The organism is Spirosoma lacussanchae (assembly GCF_005870035.1).
Lineage (GTDB): Bacteria > Bacteroidota > Bacteroidia > Cytophagales > Spirosomataceae > Spirosoma > Spirosoma lacussanchae.
Genome location: NZ_SWJG01000002.1, coordinates 154,209 through 178,489 on the forward strand (window position 1 = coordinate 154,209; position 24,281 = coordinate 178,489).

The following is a 24,281-nucleotide window of genomic DNA, read 5'->3' on the forward strand; positions in this document are numbered from 1 at the left end:
GTGCAGACTCGTTCGAGTCGGATGGGATGGATGATCAATTGACAGGGTTTCCGCAGAGGTAACCCTATACTTTGTACTCCGAAAAAAACAGCCGTTTCAGCCGCATCAGACACTTGTACTTCTGCGTTTTGGCGTTGTCGGCGTTGGTATAGCCAAATTTTTCGGTGATATCCTGCATACTCAGGTGCTGGATGTAAAAATCGTCCAGCAACGTTCGACAGGGTTCACCGAGCCGGTCGAGCGAGTCGGCCATCAGATCGAACTGACGGTTTCGCTCTTCGTGATCAGTCAGATCATCATCTACCTGATTAACGGCCTGCTGGTCCGTTGCGGCTGCGTCAACATCGCGTACCATGTAGCGGCTCTGCTGGGTCAACTGCTTCAGCCACAGTCGTCTGCATACCGAATACAGATACGTTTTCAGTTGGCAGTGCAACTCCAGCGAACCGGAACGAACTTTCTCATACAGCACCACAAGCGCTTCCTGATAAATATCCTTGGCATCGTCGTCAGTACCACTGTTGGTCGTAACCAAATGTAGTACCATCGGAAAATACCGTCGATATAACTGAGTCAGCGCATGATCAGACCCATTGGCCAGGCCCGTCAGCAATTCGTCATCAGTCAAGGCAGGCTGCCTGCTTTCCTTCATCGCGTTGGTTCATTACTTAATACGGGAAACGCTGGAGACGTAACCCAAAAAAAAATAAAAAAAAGTTGGGTTACCTTTTACCCGGTAGGGTATTAACGTTGACATTCATTCATTTTTCATCTGTAAACAAAAACATTCCAAAACTATGAAAGCAATCACGAAATCTGCCTTCTTTTTCATGGCTATGATCGCCCTGGCTACTTCTTGCAGCTCGAAAAAGACCGAAACCGAAACGACGACAACCGACAGCACGTCGACCATGATGTCTGATTCGTCATCTACGATGGCTACGGATTCGACCATGGCTACCGATTCTGCTTCGACCATGTCGTCGGATAGCGCGAAGTAATTTTACTAAGGCACAACTGCCGGTATTTATTACCGACAACGCTATAAACGTATTAGAGCCCCTCTGAGCAATCGGAGGGGCTTTTCTGTTGCCCACCCGCCGTCGATTTGCCCTGAATTGTTTAGACTTATTTTAAATTACTTGGAAAGTTGTTTGGATCGATTCTAAACAGGCCTTAGGTTTGCCGTATAATTCACCAATCGTCTATCGGATCAGACCCCTGGATAACCGATGTTGTACAGGGGGCGCTCCAGGGATTTGTTGATCAGTAAGCCGCCTTTGGGATGGCTTGCCCAACCTGCCTGCCGGTCGACATCATTCGCTTCATGAGAAACGTATTCGTTCTTTTTTCTATTCTATTTCTGTCGTTCAACAGTCGTGCACAGCCGGTTGCTACCGGTACCATTCGTGGCCGCGTCGTCAGCGCCGATGGTCAGCCAGCTGCTTTTGTGTCAATTAGTCTCAAAGGGTATCCTCAAGGTACAACGGCTGATGAGACGGGTACGTTCCAGCTGGGTTCACTGCCAGTAGGGTCGCAAACGCTGGTTGTATCGGCGGTAGGGTTCGACCCCATCGAGCAGGTGGTTCAGGTTGACGCGCAACCAGCACCAGACGTAGTCATAACCCTGAAAGCAAACGCCCGTGCGCTGAATGAAGTGGTCGTAACGGCCAGTCGGCAGGCCGAGAGTCTGAGTAAGGTCCCGTCGGCGGTGAGTATCGTGACGCCCCGGCAGATTGCCGAACAGCTGAATATCAATACAAACATTACCAATGTGCTGATGAATACGGTGCCGGGCTTTGGTTATTTCACCAACCGGACCAGCAATACGGGGCAGACGCTGCGGGGCCGGCAGGTACTGGTACTGATTGACGGGGTGCCGCAGTCGACGCCACTGCGTAACGGAGGGCGCGATATTCGCACCATCGATCCGTCGGCGCTGGAACGGGTTGAAGTCATCAAGGGAGCAACGGCTATTTACGGAAACGGGGCCGACGGTGGCATTATCAACTACATTACGAAGAATCCGGCCGGTAACAAACCGTTCTCGGGGCAGACCTGGGTAGGCCTGACCAGCGGCCTCAGCAACGCTACCGATACGCAGGGCTGGCGGCTGAGTCAGCAGTTCTCCGGAAAAACAAACCGGATCGATTACGTGCTGAACGGAACCGTTGAGCGCACGGGCCTTTTCAAGGATGCCACGGGCGCGGTTATTTCGCCGTTCTACAACCTGGGCCAGATGAACAGCTACAACCTGCTGGCCAAAGTGGGCTACCGCCTGTCGGACCGGCAGCGGGTTGAGGTGATGTATAACTACTTCGGGAGTGAGTCGAAGCTGAAATACAGAGAGCAGCTCGGCAAGTTTGGGGTTACACCTACCATTGGCGTCCCCACCGAATCGGTACCGGGCCGGCCGCAGGGAACCCCTTATAACCACAACGCCACCGTTCGGTACATGTACAACGAGCTGATCGGCAAGACGGGTCTGGAGGTGGTGGCGTATCTGCAGAGCTTCCGGACGGTATACGGGTACGAGGCTGAGTTCTTCGAAAATGGCGGTCAGTCGAACGTGGTGTCTAACAAGAACGGCGTCCGGCTGAATCTGTACACGCCGTACCGGCTGGGGAGCGCTGTAAGCGGTAATCTGGTATACGGACTCGACGCGCTCAACGACCAGACGGCTCAAAAGCTGGAAGACGGCCGGTTCTGGACACCCGACATGCGCATGCGCAACCTGGCTCCTTACGCCCAGCTAAAAACAGACTTCTTCGATCAGCTGACGCTCAAAGCCGGTATCCGGTACGAAAACATAGCCGTTCGGGTGTCCGACTTTACCACCCTCAAAACGTACAACGCTACGACCAAAAAATACGACGGTGGCCTGGCCGTGCAGGGGGGCGACCTAACCTATAACGCGCTGGTAGGTAACGTAGGGTTGCGGTACTCGGGGCTGAAGGCGCTACAGCCGTTCGTCAGTTTCTCGCAGGCATTCTCGATCAACGAGCTGGGCCGTATTCTCCGCACATCGCAGCGGTCGGTGGTGAGCCAGCTGGAAACGAAGCCCATTATTGTCAACAACTACGAAGCGGGCATTGCCGGGCAACTGGGGCGTTATGTCTCGTATGAGCTGAATGCGTACCAGAGCAGCTCAGAACTGGGAGCGTCGTACCGCCAGCTGCCCTCGGGGGTGTTCGAGATTATCCGGGCACCGGAACGGGTGAGCGGTTACGAAGCCGCGCTAGATGTCACACCCCTGCGCTGGCTGGCCATTGGCGGCAGCTACGCCTACATTGAAGGAAAGTCGGACGGCAATGCCGACGGCGACTACGAAACCTACCTGGGTAACGACCGGATCGCATCGCCCAAAACCACGGCCTATATTCGGCTGCAGCCGAGCGCAGCGTGGACGCTGTCGGTCAGTACGCTGACCGCCGGAAGCCGTGATCGGTTCCGGCCGAATGCGAGTGGCGTTTATGCCTATGCGCAGGCGCCGGTGCGGGCCTACACGCTTGTGAACCTGAGCGGGTCGTATCAGTTTACCCCCGCCTGGTCGCTGGCACTGGGCGTCGAGAATATGCTGAACAAGGATTACTTTCCCGCCATTTCGCAGTGGGCAGCCCGCGACGCTGACTACATCAAAGGCAACGGAGCGCGGGGTACCCTGACGGTATCGTACCGGTACTGATTCGCTAGCGCAGGTGCTCCAGCCGGTCCAGCATTTCCAGGCAGGCCCGGCTGTTGTGATACGGACATTTCCACATGCTGATCTTGTCGTTTCCGAGCACCTTGTGGTTCGCGTCAACGCCCATGAACCATTCGCCGTTTTTAGTGTCAAGCAGGTATTTCTTGGTAAACTCCCAGCTGGCTATCGATTTATCGAGAAAGGGCTTCTCACTGGTGAGCTGATAAGCGTTCAGGAAGCCAACCATGGCTTCGGCCATCACCCACCACGAGCGCTCCTGGTTGAGGTGCCGGGTGTCGGGCTCGTATTCGTAGTTCATGCCTCCGTCAGCCGCGTAGCCATCGGTAGCTGCGCGGGCCATGTTTATACCCAGAGCCCGGATTTGTCGTTGAAGCGGTTTATCGGCGGGATTTCTGGCGGCCAGCACGTCAGCGGCTTCGGGGAGGAGCCAGGAAGCTTCGATGTCGTGACCATACGAAACGGCGGTTCGGCGTACCTGCCAGTTGTCGTCCATGAACAGGTTCATGCGGTACGTTCTGGGGTCAACGATATGGTTCGTGAATACGGCCAGCATACCCCGTATCTGATCGGCTACGGTCTTGTCGGGCCAGACGCGGTACAGGGCCGTGAACGACTCCAGAATATGAAGGTGCGTATTCATGGTCTTGGTTTCCTGCCTGTCGGACTTGCTGAGAATGTAATCCGTAGTAGCTGACCAGTTGCGGGCAAAGGCTTCGCGAAAACCGCCTTTCTTCGGATCATAGGCGTGGCGGACCATAGTCTGGAAAATCTCTTTAGCCAGTACCAGGGCAGGCGCGGAGCCGGTAGCGCGGGCGTACTCACTTAGCCCGTAGAGCGTGAATGCCTGCCCATATAGCTGCTTGATCGGTTGTTTTGGCTGGCCTTTGGCGGTAACCGACCAATACACTCCGCCGTATTGTGGATCGACAAAATGCTGCCTGATGTACTGAAAGGCCTGGTCGGCAATGGGGCGGTAATCGTCGTGCTGCGTGTGGATCAGCGCGGCCGAAAACGTCCAGAGAATTCGGCTGTTCAGCACAATGCCTTTATCCGCATCAGGATCGGGGCGGTTCTGATAATCGACCCGGCCGTAGAAACCGCCGTTGACCGGATCGGGCGCGTAGCGCTGCCAGTAGGCCAAAATATCCTTATGTTCCTGCCTGAGTTCGGCCCTGAGTCGGGAAAAGTCCATCGGTAACGATTGATGAGTTATGCATGGTGAGCGCCCTCCACTCGACACGTGTTGGTCACCATCATGCATAACTCATTATCGCTTACTTTCTACTGCCATTGCGGCTGCCGCTGTGACCAGAGTGACCGTGGCCACCCCGTTCTTCGGCCAGTTCGGCTTTTGATTTGCCATGCAGCGCCGGGTCGTGCTCGTCTTCGGGTCCCTGCTTACTTTTATTGGAATTAGTCATTGTCTGCTCGGCGTTGGGGCGCAGGCCGCTCGTGTCGCGGGCCTCGTGGTTGCGCGTATGCTCGCCATGCGGCCGTTTGTCATTCGAGCCGGGCTGGTCGGTGGTTTTGTTGTTAGCCATGTTGTTAGTCGAGTTGTTTAGTAGGATAATAACCCGACCCGAGTGGGTATTGTTTATACGAAGACGCCCCCGCTGACTATCAGCGGGGGCGTCTTGATGCACGGGAACTATCCGTTACTTAATAGTTCGGGTTTTGTTTCAGCACGTCGCGGCCCTGGTAGTCGATCTGGGTCTGCGGAATTGGCATGTATTCATCTTTACCCGCCGTAAATCTGGCACCGGCGTAGCCCGTTGGCAGCCGCTGGCTTTCGTAGGCAATGAAGGCATTCAGCACCTGAGCGGCATTCCCCCAGCGAACGAGGTCGTAGAAACGGTGGCCTTCGCCCGACAGCTCCAGTTTGCGCTCAAACTGAACGGCCGTACGAGCGGCTTCTTTGCTGGCAAATGGGGTCGTATAGTTGCTGATCACGTAATTAGCGGCATTGGTGCCATCCGGTGCTTTTACCCAGGTCGTACGATTGGCAGCCCGTGTCCGAACCCGGTTTATATAGGTACGGGCGGTTTCCAGACTCCCAACTTCAATTTCAACTTCAGCGGCCATCAGCAGTACGTCGGCAAAGCGGATGATGTTGTAGTTGATGGCCGAATAGCCATTAGTCCAGGAGCTTACGTCGGTCAGGGTTTTGTCCTGCGATTTGTAGAAGATAAACTTCTTGGGCGAGTATGGCCCCGCAAAGCTCTGATCGCGAATCCAGTCAAGACCGGGGTGGATTGACCAGTCGAGGTAGGGGATACCCCGGCGCCCGATCGACCAGTCGAGCCGTGGATCAACAGGGCCAGCGTCGGGGGTGAAAGGCGTTTTGGAGTCGATACCCTGGTCATTCTTCAGCTGATTGGCACCGGTGTTGTACGACCCGTCCAGCAGCGGCAGCCCGTTGGCGTTTACCCGGAACGAGTTCGCCAGTTCGAAGCTAGGGGCAAAGAACCCGCAGCAGCCCGCCGGACCGTTCGATCCCGTGTTGTAGGGGAAGTTAAGGTCCAGCTCCTGCGCCGAGTTACTTACCGAACCGGTGTTGGCGGCTGCCTGGGTGGCAAAGATCGATTCGGCGTTGTTTTCCGTGGCTGCGTTGAACACATCGGTATAGTTAGCGGCCAGATCATACTTGGTTCCTCTGGCCGTTACGCCCTCGGCAATAACCTGATCGAACAGGGGCTTGGCTTCGGTATATTTTTTCTGGTACAGATAGGCTTTGGCCAGGTAGGCGGTAGCGGCCCACTTATTAGCCCGGCCAGCCGCACTTTGGGTAGCGGGCAGGTTTGTCTGGGCGTACTTGAGATCCTCTTCAATCTTGGGCCAGATATCGGTGTTGTTCGGTACTTTCTCGATACCTGATCCGTAATCGACGGTTTCGTCGATGTACGGTACCATGTTGAACGACCGCTTCAGCTCAAAATAATAGTGGGCCCGCAGGAAGCGCGCTTCGGCCGAGATCCGTTTTTTGTCGTCGTCCGACACATCGGCTGCGGCCTGCGGAATGGCGCGCAGTACGGCGTTGGCCCGGCTGATTCCTTCGTACATACCCCGCCATTTGTCGTTTACGTCGCCGTTGGTAGGCAGCAGCTCGAACCGCTGGAAGGTGGTGAAGTTACTGTTACCGCCCGCATCGCCGGGGTTGGAGCCTTTGTTGGCATCGCCCCCCGATACGCTGCCGCGTACCCAGTTAAACGAGCTGGCTGCCCGCGAAAAACCGCGTCCGTTCAGCTGAGCGTAGGTGGAGATGAGTGTACTTTCAATACCGGCTTTGCTAAAGAGCTGGCTGTCTCCACCGCGCAACGTGCCGGTGGGGGACAGGTCCAGAAATTTGTCGCTACAGGCGAAGGTGACCAGCGATAGCATGGCCGTTAGGGTTATTCCTTTTATAATCGGCTTTTTCATGATCAGATTTTACAGACGTTTATAAGCTGACAGGCGGTATGGCGGGGCCAATTCCGCCTGTCATGACTCTGTTAGGGTTAGAAACCAAAGCTTAGTCCAACGTTGTAGCCACGGGTAACCGGGTAGTTACCAACGTCGATACCGAAGTTGGTATCAGCCGAGCCACCTACGGCCGGGTCGAGACCGGTGTATTTCGTAGCGGTGAACAGGTTGGTAGCCGACAGCGACAACCGCAGGCGGCTCAGGTTGATCCGGTCGAGCAGCGCGTTCGGGAACGTGTAGCCAACCGTGAGGTACTGCATCCGGGCGTACGATCCGTTCTCCACGTAGTAGGAGTTGATCTGCGTGTTGGTGCTGAAGTTAGAGGCCGACTCAAAAATGGGGATCGTGGTGTTCGTGTTCTGTGGCGTCCACGAATCTTTCACCCGCGCACTAACGGCGGCTCCCGTAAACGACGGATAGAAATCGGTGAACCAGCGGGCGTTGTTAAAGATCTGGTTACCCAGCGACGCATACAGGTTGGTATTCAGGTCGAACCCTCTGTACTTTAGGGTCAGGGTGATACTACCGGTAAACTTCGGAATCGGGCTGCCCAGGAACTGCCGGTCGTTATCATCGATGGTGCCGTTGCCGTCGGTGTCGGCATATTTGAAGCGACCCGGAGCCGCCCCACTCTGCGTGGGCGAACCCGACACATCTTCGCGGCTTTGGAACAGGCCAATCACTTTGTATCCATAGAACGACGACAGCGCGTGGCCGGGCTGGTTCCGCACTACCGCCGGCAGACGGGTACCACCACCGGTGAAGTAAGGAACCGACGGGTCGATGGCCGTAATTTTGTTGTCCAGGATGCTACCGATACCGGTAACCTCATAGCTGAGGTCGCCCGAAATAGTGCCGCGGTTCGTGATCAGCAGGTCGATACCCTGGTTCCGCATACCGGCCAGGTTCAGGAACGGAGCGCTGGCCAGTGTTCCCACAACGCCGGGCAGCGCCAGCTGATACAGCAGATCCTTGGTATCTTTCCGCCATACGTCGAGCACAACTTCCAGTTTGTTGTTGAAGAACGCGCCGTCGATACCGATGTTCGACGAGATACTGGTTTCCCATTTGGCATTCGGGTTGCCAATCTGGCTCCGGTAGAAGCCGGGCGCAATGGCCGTGTTACCGCCGTTGATGTCGTAGCCGTTGCCGGGGTTCGACGCGTAGAGGCTATACTGGTTGGTCGAGCTCAGGAAGTTGGAGTTACCCATAAGCCCATAGCCACCCCGGATTTTCAGGTCCGATATCCACGGCATGCTCTTCAGGAACTCTTCCGACGAAATACGCCAGGCGGCCGAGAAGGCCGGGAATACGCCATAGCGGTTCGAGGCACCAAATTGCGAGGACCCGTCGCGACGAACAACGCCCGTCAGAATGTACTTGTCGTTGTAGGTGTACCGAACCTGACCGAAGAGCGAGTAGAAGTTGTTACCCAGGCCGTAGTAGCTGTTTACCAGTCGCGACGAACCCGGCGTTGTGGTGCTGAGGGTCACGTAGTTCGGGTCCGTGGTTGACGGGTTGATACCGGTACCGTTGATGCCCCGGCCACTTCCTGTATTCAGGGCTTCGACGCCGGCCAGCGCGCTGATGTCGTGGATGCCGAACGTCTTCTTGTACTGAGCCGTGTTGGTGAACGTCCAGGCCAGACCCGTATTGGCGCCTTCGCCGTAGGTGTAGTTGGTGTTGTTCTCGGAGTTCTCGTACTGGGCGCGGCTGTAGAAGTTGTTGTAATTGGCAAAGTACGTACCACCCAGGCTGCTGCGGAGTGTCAACGCCGGAATCACGTCGTACTCGAGGTAGGCATTACCGAAGCCAAACAAGGTATAGTTCAGGTTGTCGGCTGAGCTCTGGCGGTTGGCAACGGGGTTGCGCGGGTTGTTGAAGCCAGGCGCTTTGGTACCAGCATACCCACCAAACGAGTTGTATACCGGAATGATGGGAGGCATCCGGAACGCCAGCAGCACGTCGTTTTCGTCTGACGCTACGCTGGAGTTGTTGTTGGTGTTGTTGCCGAGCGAGCTGCCTGTACCACCCTGTAAGCCAGTAGCCGATACATAGGCAAACTGCAGGTTCTCGCCAAACCGGATTTTCTTGGTAACGTCAAATTCGGTATTGGCCCGGAAGGTGTAGCGCGAGAAGTTGTTATTGGTGATGATACCCGCCTGATTCTGTACGCCAAGGCTCAGGTAATACCGGCTGTATTCGGTACCGCCCTGGAAACCCAGTGTATGCCGCTGCAGCGGAGCTACCCGGGTAATTTCCCGGTACCAGTCAGTGCCTGCTTTATTAGCCGGAATAACCAGGTAGGTGTTGTTGGGGTCGGTATTGTACTTGAGCCGTTCGGCTTCCAGATCAACCGAGCCAACCACGCCTACCGTATTGCCTACCAGGAGATAGTCGGGGAGAACGGGGGTCTGGCCCGATCCGTACTGGCCGTTGGCAATACCCGTAAAGCTGTTGGGGCCTGCTGTGCCACCGGCCTGAAAAATGTCGTTCCGACGCGCCTGCCAGGTCCAGTCGGCCTGCTCCTGCGGATTCAGGATAGGCAGGCTTTTGCCGGGATCGGTAGCGCCGAACAACCCGTCGTAGCTTACGCTCAGCTTCTGCGCACGGCGCTGTCCTTTCTTGGTGGTCAGAACGATAACGCCGGCAGCGGCCCGGGCCCCGTAAATCGACGCCGAGGCCGCATCTTTCAGCACGGTTGTGGTTTCGATGTCGTCAGGAGCGATGAACTGCGCGGTCTGGGTAGGTACGCCATCCACCACATAAAGCGGCTGGTTACCACCGAACGAGCCGAAGCCCCGCACCCGAATCTGGCTGCTCGTTCCCGGCTGTCCGTTGGTGATAACGGTTACCCCGGCCACGCGGCCCTGTAACTGCTGCTCGACGTTGGTCGACGGAACAACCCGCAGCTGGGCAGGCTTTACCGTTGAAACGGCACCGGTTACGTCACGACGGTTTTCGGTCGAGTAACCCGTTACGACCACTTCCTGGAGGGCCGTAGCGTCTTCGGCCAGGGTGATATTGATGGTACTCTGATTGCCTACGGGGACTTCCTGGGTTTTGTACCCAATGGCCGAAACGACCAGTACTGGATTAGACCCCTGAACATTGATCGAGAACTTGCCTTCAGCGTCGGTAGCGGTACCGGTTTGCGTACCTTTCAGCACCACATTGACACCAGGTACAGCACCTTCTGCACTAGTGATTACGCCGGTAAGCCGACGGTCCTGAGCTTGCACGCTCAGAACGCAGAGCAGCATAAATGCGCTCAGGAGTGCAGGCTGTAAAAACCTGAGTAGCCTTGTCTTCATGAGGTTAACGAGATTGGATTATTTGTGTGATTAATTTGGTTGGGCTGTAAATCTCACAAATATTATATCTGTTAAATCATATTGCAAAGCCATAAAAATAGAAATTTGACGCTATCTAACTTGTTAGAGTACAATTTCTAAGTATATATACCTACAAAAACCAGGTATTTAGTGTATAATTGTGATTCGTGATGAAAAAAGAAAAAAAAATTAATGTCGGCAGGCGCTATCGCCAGACTGCTTGTTTACTTACAGAAGCATTTATTGGACTTTTTTGAGACACTTAGCCAGGCGTACTCGGTCGATGTATACGGGATGAGAAAATTGGATGCGAAAAACCGGTGATGGCCTGCGAATTAGGTATGTATCAAGGAGAAACGTCTGGCTTTATAAGTGTATATACGACAGCCCGCAGAAATAGCGATAAAATGAGGGCAAACGGTAGGTTATCGGATAGGCTTGTACACCTATCCTGTATCTTCACACAGTAATGCATACAAACTATTATTTTCTGCGTCAGCTTGCGCCTGCGCTCGAGCCGCACTTGATGGGGCTGAAATTCATGGAATGCTTCAGCCAGGATCGTGATGAACTGGTACTGGTGTTTGCGCAGGCGCGGGGTAAGATCAACTACTACAAGCCGTTCTTCATCAAGGCAACGCTCCGCCCCGACTTTTCGGGACTGCTCTTTCCCGAAACAGTACAGCGGGCCCGTACCAACAGCGTCAACCTGTTCGAGTCGCTGGTGGGTGAGGAAGGCGCCGGGCGGGCAGTGGTAGCCGTGACATCGTTTCTTAACGAACGCTGCCTGGCCATCCGGCTCGAAGATGACTTCACCCTGCTGTTCAAATTTTTTGGTAACCGCCCCAACCTGCTGGCTTTTCAGGGAAACGAGGTGGTCGATCTGTTTAATCAGAACCTGGCTACCGATAACCAGTTGCTGCTCAGTGCTATGGACCGACCTATCGATCAGTCGTACGAAGCATTTGAGCGGGCGGGGTATGAGTATCGTAAGTTGTTTCCTACGTTTGGCAAGGTGGTCAATGACTACATCGGTCAACAGCAGCAGCGGTTGGGGATCGAGAGCGCCACGGAGCCCGACCGCCTGTGGGCGCTGGTTCAGGAAACGGTACGGGAACTGAGCGAGCCACACTACTACCTGACCCGGTTCAACTACAAACCGGCCTTGAGTTTACTGCCCATCAACGGGTCGGACCCGGAGGTTCCCGTGCGGGTCTTCGACAATCCGATCGAAGCCGCCAATCGGTTTTTTATTGCCTATAACGGACTTAACACCTTTGAGCGGGAGAAAGCCGAGTTGCTGCGGCTGCTGGACAAACGACGGCGCCGGGCCGCTGCGCAGATTGAGGCTACCATGCAGCGACTCATTGCGCGCGAGGAAGGTGTGTCGCACGAGGAAATGGGGCATATCCTGATGGCCAATCTGCATGACATTCCGGAGGGGCAGGGCGGCCGGTCGCCCGAACGGATAACCTTATACGATTTTTACCGCGACCAGCCGGTTACGCTTAAACTCAAGCCCGACCTGAGCCCGCAGAAGAACGCCGAAAATTTCTACCGGAAAGCTAAAAATGAGAAAATAGAGGAAGAACACCTGACGGGGCAGGTGGCCGATCGGGAGGCCGAGCTGGTTCGGATCGATCAGTACAAACAGACGCTGACCGACATCAGAACGCTGAAAGAATTGCGTCGCTTTATCAAGCAGCATCACCTGATGGCTTCGGAAACGGGTGCCGTCGACGACGAAGCGGCTCCGCTCTTTAAGGAAGTTATGGTAGAAGGGTTTCGAATCTTGATTGGCCGCAATGCCAAAAACAACGATCTGCTCACCCAGAAATTCTCGTATAAAGACGACCTGTGGCTCCACGCCCGGGATGTATCGGGCTCGCACGTGCTGATCAAGTACCGGGCCGGGAAACCCTTTCCGAAAACGGTCATCGAACGGGCGGCCGAGCTGGCCGCCTGGTATTCAAAACGCCGGACCGATAGCCTGTGTCCGGTTATTGTAACGCCGAAAAAGTACGTCAGAAAACCCAAAGGACTGGCCGAAGGGCAGGTTGTTGTCGAAAAAGAAGACGTGGTGCTGGTTGAACCGAGGGGTTAATCGTGGGGCAGCGGCTGGTCAACCACTGCCCCACGACCCAATTTACTGTTCTACCGCTACGTTCATTTCGGCGACCATGAGCCGGTGCATATCGTTCCAGGTCCGGTTCCAGGAGTTCTCGATCAGGAAGGTGTCGATAGCCGACCAGTCGCCGGGATGTTTGCCCGCCAGGGCCAGCTCGATAGCCTGTTCAAAGGCATCGGCCGACTCAGCAATCAGGACAAAATCTTCGGTGCCGTACGTTCGGACAACATCGCGGATGGGGGTAGACACCACCGGCAGGCCAGCCGCCAGGTACTCGGGCGTTTTCGTAGGGCTAATATACCGGGTCGATTCATTCAGCGCGAAGGGCAGCATGGCTACGTCCCAGTTGCTGAAATAGGTCGGCAATTCTTTATAGGCTTTCATGCCCAGGTAGTGAACATTGTCACTTTTAGGCAGCAGGGCCGGATCGATTTTTACGACCGGTCCAATCAGGACAAAATGCCAGTCGGGCCGACGACGGGCCACCTCGCCGATCAGTTCATAGTCGAACCGTTCGTCAATGACTCCGCTGAATCCGATGCGCGGATGAGGAATAGCCTGCTGATCGGCCGGGTCGGTCTGATTCTGACGCGCCGTTGAAAAATGCGAGAAATCAATACTGCTCGGAAACGCAAACACCTTCGGGTGCCGATGCTGCTTGGCTTCGTACAGGCTGTAGCCGCCGGTAAAGACAACGCCCGCCCGCTGCAAAAGCCGCTTTTCCTGCTCAAGCAGCTGAGGGGGAGCGCCCCAGAAAGCCGACAGTTCGTCCATGCAGTCGTATACAGTCAGCTGTGGCTGAAGGTGATCGCTGAACAGCAGGGCCATGGGCGTGTAATACCAGGCAATGAAGTCGGCAATGCGTTCGTCGGCCAGGAACTGATCAACCAGCTGCCGTTGCAAACGGAGCGCATCGGCGGGGGTAGTTCCGTGGGGCAGGTGCGGCACCAGCACGTGGAGCCGGTCATCCTGCTGGCATACGCTCATGCGCAGACCGCCGTTATCATAAATTGGCTCTTCAATAAACCAAACCCGGTAATGCTGGGTGGCCCGGCTGAGTAGATGCTGCGGGCGCTGGTATACGAAGTTCCACCGCAAATGTGAAAAGCAAACCAGATCGCGGACATCGCCGGTTTCGGGCAGAACAGGCGACTGAAGTGAGTTAACCGGTTGGTTGTGCTTGGGGCTTATTTCACGTGATGAGGACGCTGAGTTAATTACTTCCATAAACGTTTGTAGAGGATTGGGGATACAGCCCGATGTGCGCACAAGTGTGTTGTACGAGCGTATATTATGAACCCGGCTACACCCAAAATGTTGGGGCCACGCCACGAATAGTGATGGAATGGAATGAAGAGGTTACTGCATAGGTAAATACAGCACAAACGTGGCCCCTTCACCCTCACGGCTTAAGGCGGTGATGGTGCCCCCGTGCAGATCGATAACTTTTTTGCAGATGGCCAGACCCACCCCCGTACCGCCAAAGTGCAGATTACCGTGCAGGCGCTGAAAAATGGTAAAAATACGGTCAAGGTAGCGCTCGTCAAATCCAATGCCGTTATCGATCACTTCAATGATGGCATACCGCCGACCCGACTGCGACACATCTGTAGCGGACAGCCCGGCGGGCAACTCAGTATCTGTGGCAACCCGACCCTGTACCCGTACGTGAGGCAACGGTCCGCTGAGATGCTGACCGGGCTTCTGAAACTTCAGCGCGTTACTCATCAGGTTCTGAAACAACTGCCAGAGCAGAGCCGCGTCGCCCCAGACCGCCGGCAGCATGCCGATGTCTACCCGGGTGTTTCGTTCCTGAATGGTTATTTCGAGGTCATCCATGACCGAAGCCAGCAGCTGGTTGAGGTCAACCAGCCCGAACGTGTCGCGGCTCCCCGACAGGCGGGCATAGGTCAGCAGGTCCTGTACCAGCGAACGCATCCGGCCAGCTGAACGCTGCATCCGCCGAATCAAATCGCTGGCTGGCTCGCTCATCTGGCTGGCAAACTGGCTGTTCAGCACATCGCCAAACGCAACGATTTTCCGGAGTGGTTCCTGTAGGTCGTGGCTGGCAACGTACGCAAACTGCTCCAGATTTCGGTTTGATCGGTGAAGCTCCTGGACGGTTTCTTCGAGTTGCTGCTGAACCTGCTTTTCGGTCGTAATGTCCTGAACTGTAGCTACAAATCCGTCGTTCAGCCGGGTTAGGGTGAGGTTGAACCAGCGGCCGAGCGCCGGAATGAACTCATCGAAATGAATCGGCTGGCCGGTTTCCAGCAGCCGTTTCAGCTGCTCGACCCGCCCCGGGCCGATGGGGTATATGTCATTGAGCGAAAGCCCGACAAAGTAACTGCTGGTACGACCGGTCTGCAGCTCGAACATCTGATTGACCAGCGTAATGTGAAAGCCCGTTAGCTGACCGAGGCCATCGCGAATGGTTTCAAACACCACGATGCCATGGGGCGACGAGTTCAGCACGCCATTGAGCAGGTTGGTCTGGCGTGACAGGCGCCGGGCCGCCTGGTGAAGATCGCTGGTTTCGGAATACGAAAGCATAACCCCATCCTGCCCGAAGGGAGCTACCGACTGAATGACCCAGATGTCGCGGTGGTCTACGTTATAATGTTGCTCAACCCGTTGCGGTTTGCCGGTCTCGATGACTTGAACGTAGGTATGAAAGAGAGCCGTATCGCGAATGGAGGGGAAAAAGTCGGTTAGCAGCCGCCCCGTGATGTCGTGAAGTTGCTCAGGATGACGCCGGAACGTATCGCGCAGGGCAATCTGGTTAATGAATTTGTAGCGAAAGTTAACAATGGCTCCCTGATCTGAATCGCCACTCCGGACCGCCACCAGACCAACCAGTCCTTCTACAGAATGATTGAGCACCTGCTGCCAGATATCCGCTTTTTCGTCGGGAGTAGAGCGATCGAAGCCGCGGGCATCGGGCAGATCGGGCAGGGCCGTTTTAGAGGTAAAGATTGATTGAGTCATGAAGGTTACGGTTGGTCGTCAAGAGAGGTACGTATCAGCACAACTACTAGTTTTACTGATTTCGTATAATTTTCTTCTTAAAGATAAACAACCGCTACCGACCGTACAATCAACAAAGCAGTCCATGTAAGAAAACGGTCGCAGGGCGTGACGAATGGGGATTGATTACGCTTTTTTTATTGAACGGAGGGTAGATAGCCGTCTGGTAAATTAATCGAAAGTCAGGCGTAATTGGCTACCGTACAGTTCTTTGCTTGTGTGTATATTAAGCCGAGAATCGCGGTGACTCACGCCGGTATTCATTCTATCTATACCAAGCTTTTATGGAAAACCTATACCAACGTACACGACGTTGTTTGCTGCTCACAGCGGCTTTTGTTTGGCTGGCTATCGCATGGGCCCACGCACAGCGGGTCGATTCGCTGATGACGAAAGCCGACGTCATTGTGCCGTTTCAGGGCGCCGTATCCGTCAACGGGTTTATCTATTACCTGGCCGACGACGGCAAAACCGGATACGAACTTTGGCGAACCAATGGGACTACTGCCGGTACCCAACTCGTAAAAGATATCCGGGCGGGTAAGTCGAGTGCGTTTATCTCGGACTCAACCTTTTACTACTATGCCGACTACAACAGCACGGCAGGACGCTACGATATCAGCCTGACCAAGCTGAAGAACAGCCTGAGAGCCTTCCGTCCATTTGTACTCAACAATATACTTTACTTCTGGGCCGACGACGGCGTGAGTGGGGTTGAACTCTGGCGGTCAGATGGTACCGAGGCAGGCACCCGCCTGGTGGTCGATCTGATTCCCGGGCCGATCAGCACCGGCAGCCAGTACGATATTCTGGTCGGAAACGGGGGCTATCTGGGGGGCGTCAATGGAGGGAGTACGGGCAGTGGTTTCTTTAGCGGTCGATTTACGGCCAATCAGAACAAGCTGCTGTTTTCTTCCAACAGTGTCAATAATGTAGCCTGGGAAACCGACGGTACCGCAGCCGGCACCCGCGAAATAAACTATCAGGCTGTTAAGTACCGGGCCAACAGCCTGAATGAAACGCTGGTGCAGAACAACCAGATCTATACGCTGTCGTCTATCTATGACAAGGGAAGGCCCTACTACTCGCTGCTTCAGGATAACGGAACGGCGGCTACTGTACCGTTGATTACCGGCAGTACTGAATATCCGGATCTGGTGTCAGCCAGCGCCCGGGGGGTTATCTACAACACGTACAAAAGCGATACGAAGCAGAGTAGTTTTACTATTTTCCGCACCAATGGGGCCGGTAAGCCGAACGTACTGCGGCAAATGGTATTGCCCCGGCCGACCAGTGGAAGCCGTAGCCAGTATGCCTACGCGATGAATACAACTGATAGACAGGCCCTGTTTCTTGTGTATGACCTGCCCAACTCACCCGCCACCGGTAAAGGCTATTACGAGATCTGGCGGGCCGATCCGGCTACGGACAGCATCCGGTTGGTGAAGCGCTATGAATTTAATCAGCTGTCTGCCCAGGGTTATACCAAAGGTGACGAACGGTTCTATACCTTCTACGAAGGCCCTGCCAGTAAGCTTATTATTACGCAAACGGCCGACTCTACCGGTGGTCCGTTCAACCGATATACTATTTCGGCGCTCGACAATCGTACCGGAGCGCTGCAGGTACTGGACGATAATCTTTCGCAGTGGTCAGTCCAGTCCCTCAGGCCCGACGGGAAGGGCGCTGGTACGGGCGGCAAGTGGATGATCGTAAGCCGTAAGGGAACCAAAGACCCTTATACGGTATGGCTGACCGATGGACGTACCAAACAGGTTATCAAGTCGGTAGGGGCTTACGATTTTGGTCCGGCCATATACCCGACCGATGCGGGACTGTTCGGCGTCGGTTATGTCTCAAACTACGATAAAGACCGCAAGGTGATCGGGTATAAGGTCGACGTCTGGCAGCTGGACAGCACCGCGGCAGGCACTGTGCGGGTTGGTCAGATCAATAATTACCCGGGTGGGGTAGGTACGGTAGTGTCGCGCAATGGGACGCTGTACGGGCTGGGTGGAACGATCCTGAAACTTACGTCGGCCCCAACCGATAGCATCCGGCGGCTGGCCGACGTTCGAAATTATGGAGAAATAACCTCCGTTCAGGTCAACAATGAGTTCGTGAGCAGTGTGCTGGGTACCATTAACGGCATTCAGATCGGGAAGCGATACAATGGCGATAACCTGCTGGCCATTGATGCGGCTGCGTCACCCCGCCAATGCCTGATTACGGCTTTCCCGACCACCACCAGCCGCGACCGGCTTAACAACTGGAACAGTCGGGTTATCGTACTGGCGCCCGGTAAGGATAGTCTCATGACCCTGAAACGGCAGGCCAGCACCACTGGCTACCGGGGCGATATCAGCCAAATCTATTACCATACGCTCCAGTGGGTGCGCGATAGTACGGTCGTACTTCAGTCGGGTCTGGTCGATTCGATACGGGTACGGCAGCCGGGCATCTACCAGCTCAGCCTGCGGGGCGTGGCCGACGGATGCTCTGCCAACAGCACCTTTCAGGTGTATAACGACCTGCCCAAAGTACAGATACAGCGCCGGAGTTCTCCTTTCAGCGGGGGAGGAGCCTATCTGGTGGCTACCGTATCGGGTGGCTATCCGTTCAACGTTAACGGCACGACCCCTTACTACAACAGCGTATGGGAGTATACCGCTCCCGACGGCGCGGTGAAACCAATTCCGGGCGGGCAGGTGTACGCGGCCGGTAAAGGTATCGAGCTGAGCAATGTCAGTATTAAAGACAGCGAGCTGGGAACCTACAGCCTGAAAGTGACCGACTATGCAACCAGCACGGCCGTTTCTACGCTGACGGTCGATGCCGCTGCGGTGGGGTTTAACGCCGATGCCAGCTCGGTCTATGATCGAAAAGGAGTCTGTGCGGGTAGCCCGGTCTCTCTGTCCACTACAGTAACCGGTGGCAAAGCGCCCTACACGGTTCGGTGGCTGGTACGCGGGCAGGTAGTGTCGACGCTGTCGGGGCTGAATCCGACCTACACTGCTGTTACCTCCCAAACGGCGGTAGTGAACCCGGACTATACATCCTACACTGCCGAAATTACCGATGCCGACGGGCGCAAGGTACTCTCCGACGATGTGCTTATTCCGGTGTATCCGGCACCGATGGCCACTCTGGCGGCCAGCAGTTCGGCGATAACGGCGGGCCAGTCAGTGACGCTCACTGCTACCAGCGCCAATTACCAGTATCCGACCTATGCCTGGGCTAAAGACGGGGCTGTAGTGACCGGCGTAGCCGGGCGCTCCCTGACAGCTACTCAGGCTGGGGTCTATTCAGTTACGGTTGGGTCGGGTACACCGGAAAACTGCCGAATCACGCTGAGTACAACGCTGCGGGCTGGGGCGGGCCGACTCCCGGCACTGGAATTTGGTCAGTCAGACGCCGGTCTGTTCGTGATGCCCAACCCATCCGACGGGCCAACCCGGCTCACCCTGACACTACCCCGTCCGACGTTGGTCAGCGGTGCTATTGTTGATCAGCAGGGCCGGACCATTCACCAATGGAACGACACCCGCCTGCTCTCGGCTGTTAACGCCGACATTGATCTGTCGGCCTGGCCATCGGGGGTTTACATAGTCCGGATCGAAGCCGGCGGCAGGGTTTATACCAGAAAGCTGGTGAAGAAGTAAAGCACGAGAAGGGGATGCTGACTCATCAGCATCCCCTTTGTTTGTATTAGTAGCCCGTTGTTGGTTTTTTGCCTTCGTTCAGTTCGAACAGGTAGCCGTCCGGGTCGGCAAAGTAAAGCTGAACCACGCCGTCGAAGCGGACCTGCCGGTGGTAGGTTATGTTTTTGGCCTTCAGAAAAGCTTCGGACTGACCAATGTTATCGACAAACAGGGCGAAGTGGCTACCGTTCCGATCGTGGGTGATGGTTTCGGTGCGGCCGTCGAGCAGGTGAATCATCTGACCGTTGCCCAAATCGAACCAGGCCCGGGTAGCTTTCAGGTTGTCCGGAACAGGCACCGGTTTCAGGCCCAGCACCTCCCGATAAAACGTGGCACTGGCCGGAATGTCTTTCACATGCAGCGCCAGGTGATTGAACCGGCTAATCCCAAGCTTATCCTGACCGAGTACGGTACCGGTCGTAATCAGAAAAATAAACAACAGCTTTTTCATAGTCAGGAAAGCGCTTAACGAATCAGAACTACCCGGCTCTGGCTACCCGCTTCGGTGGTTATCTGAATCGTATACGACCCCGCCGACAGGCCCCGTACGCCAATGGCCCGGCTATGAACGCCCGACGGTAACCGCTCGGTTGGCGTGGTCCGTACAAGCTGGCCGAGCAGGTTTGTCAGGGATAACGTAACCGGCCCGGCAACCGAGGTGGCAAAATCGACGGTGAGCAATTCGGAGGTAGGGTTGGGGTAAACGCGCAGGTCCGAAATAGCCGGTTCCGGAAGGGCCGTAACCAGATTGGGAAGCACCGTGGCCTCCGTTGACTTTAGCAGCCAGTTATCGGGGTCTACAACCACACCTGTAACCGCCCCACGGGTAGGCAGCGTATAGGTCTGGTCGGCCCGGTCGTTCAATACCGTAACCGTAGTATCGCCCGCGGCCGACTGAATGCGCATCTGTACCGGCATGGTAAACGAAGCGGGGTTGGTGGCGGTGGTGTTGCGCTGCTCCAGCCGTACGGTTATGGTGCTGGCGGAGGTGCCCGCACTGACCGTAGCGCGGTAGGTGGGGTAGCCTTCGCCAAAAATCCACTGCCTGAAGAAATAATCCAGATTCTGTCCCGAAACCTGCTGGGCTATTGCCTGAAAATCTTCTGTTACGGCCGTGTTATACGCCAGGTTAGGGGCGGCTGCATACGCACGGAGCGTGCGAAAAAAACGATCGTCGCCCAGGACCCACCGAAGCATGTGCAGAACGGTGGCTCCTTTCGAATACGTTCGGTTGCCGTCGAAAATATTGTCCACCGATGAAATATCCTGGACATAGAGGCTTCCCCGGGCGTTGCGGGCACCGCGCAGGAAGTTGTTCATCGCCGTGGTGTACGAACTGCGCCCACCGCTGGCTTCGGCATAAAGGGCTTCGGCGTAGGAGGCAAAGCCTTCGTTCAGCCAGATACTTTGCCAGTCGCGACAGGTGATCTTGTCGCCAAACCACTGGTGAGCCAGTTCGTGGGCAATAATGCTGGTACTCCAGGCCCCCATCGATGAAAGGGTCTGATGCTCCATGCCGCCCCCCCAGCCGAACTGGGCATGCCCATATTTCTCCCGCAGGAACGGATAAGGGCCGAACAGTTCCGAAAACACGCGCAACATATCGGTGGTCCGGTCAAGGTTGGTTCGGATGCTGGGCAGGGTTTCCGGGTAGATGTAATGCGTAACGGGCAAGGTCTGCCCCTGATAGGTAAAGGGCGTGTCGTAGCGCGTATAGTCGGTCATGGCCAGTGAAATCAGGTACTGGGCGATGGGGTAGCTGTTGCGCCAGCGGTAGGTGCGGGTGCTGTCGGGGTTGTCGGTGGTGCCGAGCAGGAGGCCGTTCGATACCGAAACAAATCGCTTGTCGGCGGTGATGCTGACGGCCGAGGAGTCTGCTTTGTCGGCGGGCGTATCTTTGCAGGGGAACCAGTCGCTGGCACCGTAGGGCTCGCTCAGACTCCAGATAACGGGCGCGTTGTTGGGGCCGTGGGCCGAAAAGGCAAAACTGCCGAACCCGCTCTGGCTGGCGGGGTTGCCCTGATAGTATACGGTAAGGCTAAGCGCCTGCCCCAGACTAAGGGGTTGCGGACTCGTGATGGTGACCCGATCCGTAGATCGCGTAAAGCTGAGCCGACGGCCCGCGCTGGTCACCGAATCGACGGTGAGCTGGGGTTTGATGTCCAGAAAAAACTGATTCAGGCTGGCAGCGGTGCTTTTGAGCCGGATGGTAGCGGACCCGCGCAGGTAATTGGGCGTATGGGTCAGGCGCAGGTCGAGACCGTAATAGGTAATATCGATGGTGGCGTCGCCCGGGTAAGCGACCCGCGCCCGGGCGTTGGTGGCCAACCGCCCAAAGTAACGCACCTTGCCCGCCTGGCAGGAGGCCTCTTCGGGAATCTGGCCCATTGCCAGAAAAGGGAGTAGAATAAACAGGTAAAGGACGCGCATAGAACCGTTTATTGAGCAGATACAGCACAACAACGACGGCAACGGCAGAAAGTTATGAGCCGCCGGGTAGTTGTTTGTGTGTGGGTGCGGGTTCTTCGGCCCTGGCTTTCAGCGCATCCAGCCGGCGCTGATCGGCTTCGGGCAGCTGAAGCTGCCACCCCATCGATGAGGCCAGCTGGTACATCATGTACTGAATCTGATTGTTGGCAATCTTGGGCAGGTCGCTCTGCATAGCCCGCTCGTTCATGGCCTGCTTGGCATCGTCGAGGATCTTGGTGTAATCGGCGCTGTTGAAATGATTCAGATAACCGGCCTGAATGTCGTAGAACTTATAATCGGTATCGATGGACAGGACCTCCGGTTCCGGGAAGGATTCGATGACGAGCTTTTTCTCGCCGGTTTCGGGCAGGCGGAAGCGTACTTTCGCAAAATCGAACCCAACCAGTACCTTCGACTTGGCGATGATCATGGCTTTCTTGGGGTCGTTCAGCAGATACAGGATTTTCTTTTGATCCTGATAATTGTAGATCTCCGAGAAATACCCCTCGGCCATAACGACCTTACATACTTTTTCGATGCGTTCCAGCAGGAGCACCGAATCACGCTGGATATCGGTAATGCCAGCGCGGGTACGGAGGGCGTTGGCCAGCGCTACCCCTCCGCCTGCTCCAACGAGCAGCAAAAGAACCGTTGTCAGAAAATCCATACGGCCTAAATGTAAACGGAAAAATGGATAATGAATAATGGACAGTAAATAATGAGGCTGGTGGCTCTCATTACTCACTGTCCATCAGACAGTATTCACGAAGGGTATCTTACTTGGCGTAGGCTACGGCCCGCATTTCGCGAATGACCGTTACTTTGATCTGACCCGGGTACTGCATTTCCTTTTCGATCTTCTGCGAAATTTCGTAACTCAGTACCCCCGCGCGCTCGTCCGATACATGGTCGGCATCGACCATGATCCGCAACTCGCGCCCGGCCTGAATGGCGTAGCATTTAGTAACGCCGGGGAAGTTGCCAGCCAGCTCTTCCAGTTCCTTTAACCGTTTGATGTACGACTCCATCATCTCGCGACGGGCGCCCGGACGCGATCCAGAAACCGCATCACACACCTGCACGATGGGAGAGATCATGCTCGTCATTTCGATCTCGTCGTGGTGAGCCCCAATGGCGTTGATTACCTCCGGGTTCTCCTTGTATTTCTTGGCCAGCTCCATGCCCAGGATCGCGTGGGGCAGTTCGGCTTCTTCGGGCCAGACTTTACCAATGTCGTGGAGCAGACCGGCCCGTTTGGCCAGTTTGGCGTTCAGGCCCAGTTCGGCGGCCATCGTAGCGCAGAGCTTGGCTACTTCGCGGCTGTGCTGAAGCAGGTTCTGGCCGTACGACGACCGGAAACGCATGCGCCCTACCATCTTGATCAGTTCGGGGTGCAGGCCATGAATGCCGAGGTCGATAACGGTTCGTTCGCCGATCTCCACAATTTCATCTTCGATGTTCTTGCGGGTTTTGGCCACGATCTCTTCGATACGGGCGGGGTGAATCCGGCCGTCCTGCACGAGCCGGTGAAGGCTCAGGCGGGCAATTTCGCGACGAACCGGGTCAAACCCCGAGATAATAATGGCTTCGGGGGTGTCGTCTACGATGATTTCGACGCCGGTAGCGGCTTCGAGCGCGCGGATGTTACGGCCTTCCCGACCGATTACCTTACCTTTTACGTCGTCAGATTCGATGTTGAAGACCGATACGCAGTTCTCGATAGCGTGTTCGGTAGCGGTGCGCTGAATGGTTTCGATGACTACCTTTTTGGCTTCTTTGGTAGCCGTCAGTTTTGCTTCTTCAACGATGTTTTTGATATAGGAGCTTGCCCGGGTTTCGGCTTCGGCCTTGAGGGTATCGATCAGTTGCTCCCGCGCCTGGTCGGCCGAGAGACCGGCTATTTTTTCGAGCTGGGCTACCTGGTCGGCCAGCATCCGGTCGGCTTCCTGCTGCCGGCGGTCTACCTCTTCCCGACGGCGGTTGAGCGCATCGATTTGCTGCTGAAGGCTGTTCTTCTGTTGGTTTAACTCGTTACGCTGCTGGTTCAGCTCGCCATCGCGGGTGCGTTGCTGTTCGGCCTGCTGGTTGAGCTGCTGCTCGCGTTGCTTGAGTTTGTTCTCGTTCTGCTGAAGTATATTTCGTTTCTGATTGGTCGTCTCCTCAAATTCGGCTTTTAATTTCAGGTACTTTTCCTTGGCCTCCAGTATGCGATCTTTCTTAATCGTTTCGGCCTGAGCTTCTGCATTTTTCAGGATAATGACAGCCTGATCTTCTGCTTCTTTCTGACGTTTTGATGACACGCGGGACAAGAGCTTGCGGCCCACGTATATGCCAATGCCGATCATGACAATATTGTCAAGAAAGAGCATTAGCCAGTTTGTTGTGTTCATTGGACTGATATCGTTAGGGTTGAACAAATAACCATCAACCTGTCCCGATACGAGTGCCTTCAATCTTAA

15 protein-coding genes are annotated in these 24,281 nt (G+C 55.5%); 4 read left to right on the forward strand and 11 right to left on the reverse strand.

Translation table 11 applies throughout. The annotated features are described in order from the left end of the window. Positions 1-64: 64 nt before the first annotated feature. Positions 65-652, reverse strand: coding sequence for an RNA polymerase sigma factor (locus tag FBR45_RS11090; RefSeq protein ID WP_138502276.1), 588 nt, complete (start codon positions 650-652; stop codon positions 65-67). Between the two features lie 145 nt (positions 653-797). On the opposite strand from FBR45_RS11090, the gene FBR45_RS26360 reads away from it, so the two are divergent. Further along, the gene (locus FBR45_RS26360; RefSeq protein WP_170315661.1) at positions 798-1,001 is read left to right on the forward strand and encodes a hypothetical protein; all 204 of its coding nucleotides are present in this window, start codon (positions 798-800) and stop codon (positions 999-1,001) included. A gap of 326 nt (positions 1,002-1,327) precedes the next feature. Continuing rightward, positions 1,328-3,685, forward strand: coding sequence for a TonB-dependent receptor (locus tag FBR45_RS11100; RefSeq protein ID WP_138502278.1), 2,358 nt, complete (start codon positions 1,328-1,330; stop codon positions 3,683-3,685). Positions 3,686-3,689: 4 nt separating this feature from the next. Here FBR45_RS11100 and FBR45_RS11105 read toward each other — a convergent pair whose 3' ends face one another. From FBR45_RS11105 to FBR45_RS11120, 4 genes are all read right to left on the reverse strand, one after another. Beyond that, positions 3,690-4,895, reverse strand: a complete 1,206-nt coding sequence (locus FBR45_RS11105; RefSeq protein WP_138502280.1) for an AGE family epimerase/isomerase — start codon at positions 4,893-4,895, stop codon at positions 3,690-3,692. Positions 4,896-4,977: 82 nt separating this feature from the next. Then, a complete protein-coding gene (locus FBR45_RS11110; RefSeq protein WP_138502282.1) occupies positions 4,978-5,244 on the reverse strand; it encodes a hypothetical protein in 267 nt (88 codons plus the stop codon). A 118-nt stretch (positions 5,245-5,362) separates the two neighbouring features. After that, complete coding sequence (locus FBR45_RS11115; RefSeq protein ID WP_138502284.1) at positions 5,363-7,120, reverse strand: RagB/SusD family nutrient uptake outer membrane protein; 1,758 nt, start codon at positions 7,118-7,120, stop codon at positions 5,363-5,365. Positions 7,121-7,197: 77 nt separating this feature from the next. Next, positions 7,198-10,476 carry a SusC/RagA family TonB-linked outer membrane protein gene (locus FBR45_RS11120; protein ID WP_138502286.1) on the reverse strand — a complete coding sequence of 1,093 codons (3,279 nt, stop codon included), beginning with the start codon at positions 10,474-10,476 and terminating at the stop codon, positions 7,198-7,200. A 490-nt stretch (positions 10,477-10,966) separates the two neighbouring features. Between FBR45_RS11120 and FBR45_RS11125 the strand changes: the two genes are divergently transcribed. After that, a complete protein-coding gene (locus FBR45_RS11125) occupies positions 10,967-12,601 on the forward strand; it encodes an NFACT RNA binding domain-containing protein (protein WP_138502288.1) in 1,635 nt (544 codons plus the stop codon). 42 nt (positions 12,602-12,643) lie between these two features. On the opposite strand, the gene FBR45_RS11130 is transcribed toward FBR45_RS11125, so the two are convergent. Continuing rightward, positions 12,644-13,852 (reverse strand): glycosyltransferase family 1 protein, encoded by a 1,209-nt coding sequence (locus FBR45_RS11130; protein WP_138502290.1) that lies wholly within the window; start codon positions 13,850-13,852, stop codon positions 12,644-12,646. 132 nt (positions 13,853-13,984) lie between these two features. Then, a complete protein-coding gene (locus FBR45_RS11135) occupies positions 13,985-15,613 on the reverse strand; it encodes a sensor histidine kinase (RefSeq protein WP_138502292.1) in 1,629 nt (542 codons plus the stop codon). Between the two features lie 323 nt (positions 15,614-15,936). Between FBR45_RS11135 and FBR45_RS11140 the strand changes: the two genes are divergently transcribed. Then, entirely contained in the window at positions 15,937-19,314 is a 3,378-nt protein-coding gene (locus tag FBR45_RS11140) for a T9SS type A sorting domain-containing protein (protein ID WP_138502294.1), read from the forward strand. Positions 19,315-19,360: 46 nt separating this feature from the next. On the opposite strand, the gene FBR45_RS11145 is transcribed toward FBR45_RS11140, so the two are convergent. From FBR45_RS11145 to rny, 4 genes are all read right to left on the reverse strand, one after another. Continuing rightward, complete coding sequence (locus FBR45_RS11145) at positions 19,361-19,804, reverse strand: VOC family protein (protein ID WP_129603804.1); 444 nt, start codon at positions 19,802-19,804, stop codon at positions 19,361-19,363. Between the two features lie 14 nt (positions 19,805-19,818). Beyond that, on the reverse strand, positions 19,819-21,783 hold the full coding sequence (locus FBR45_RS11150) for a M1 family aminopeptidase (RefSeq protein ID WP_138502296.1): 1,965 nt from the start codon (positions 21,781-21,783) through the stop codon (positions 19,819-19,821). A 52-nt stretch (positions 21,784-21,835) separates the two neighbouring features. Beyond that, positions 21,836-22,489 carry a DUF4230 domain-containing protein gene (locus FBR45_RS11155; RefSeq protein WP_138502298.1) on the reverse strand — a complete coding sequence of 218 codons (654 nt, stop codon included), beginning with the start codon at positions 22,487-22,489 and terminating at the stop codon, positions 21,836-21,838. A gap of 109 nt (positions 22,490-22,598) precedes the next feature. Beyond that, positions 22,599-24,212, reverse strand: coding sequence for a ribonuclease Y (rny, locus tag FBR45_RS11160; RefSeq protein WP_138502300.1), 1,614 nt, complete (start codon positions 24,210-24,212; stop codon positions 22,599-22,601). Positions 24,213-24,281: the final 69 nt, after the last annotated feature.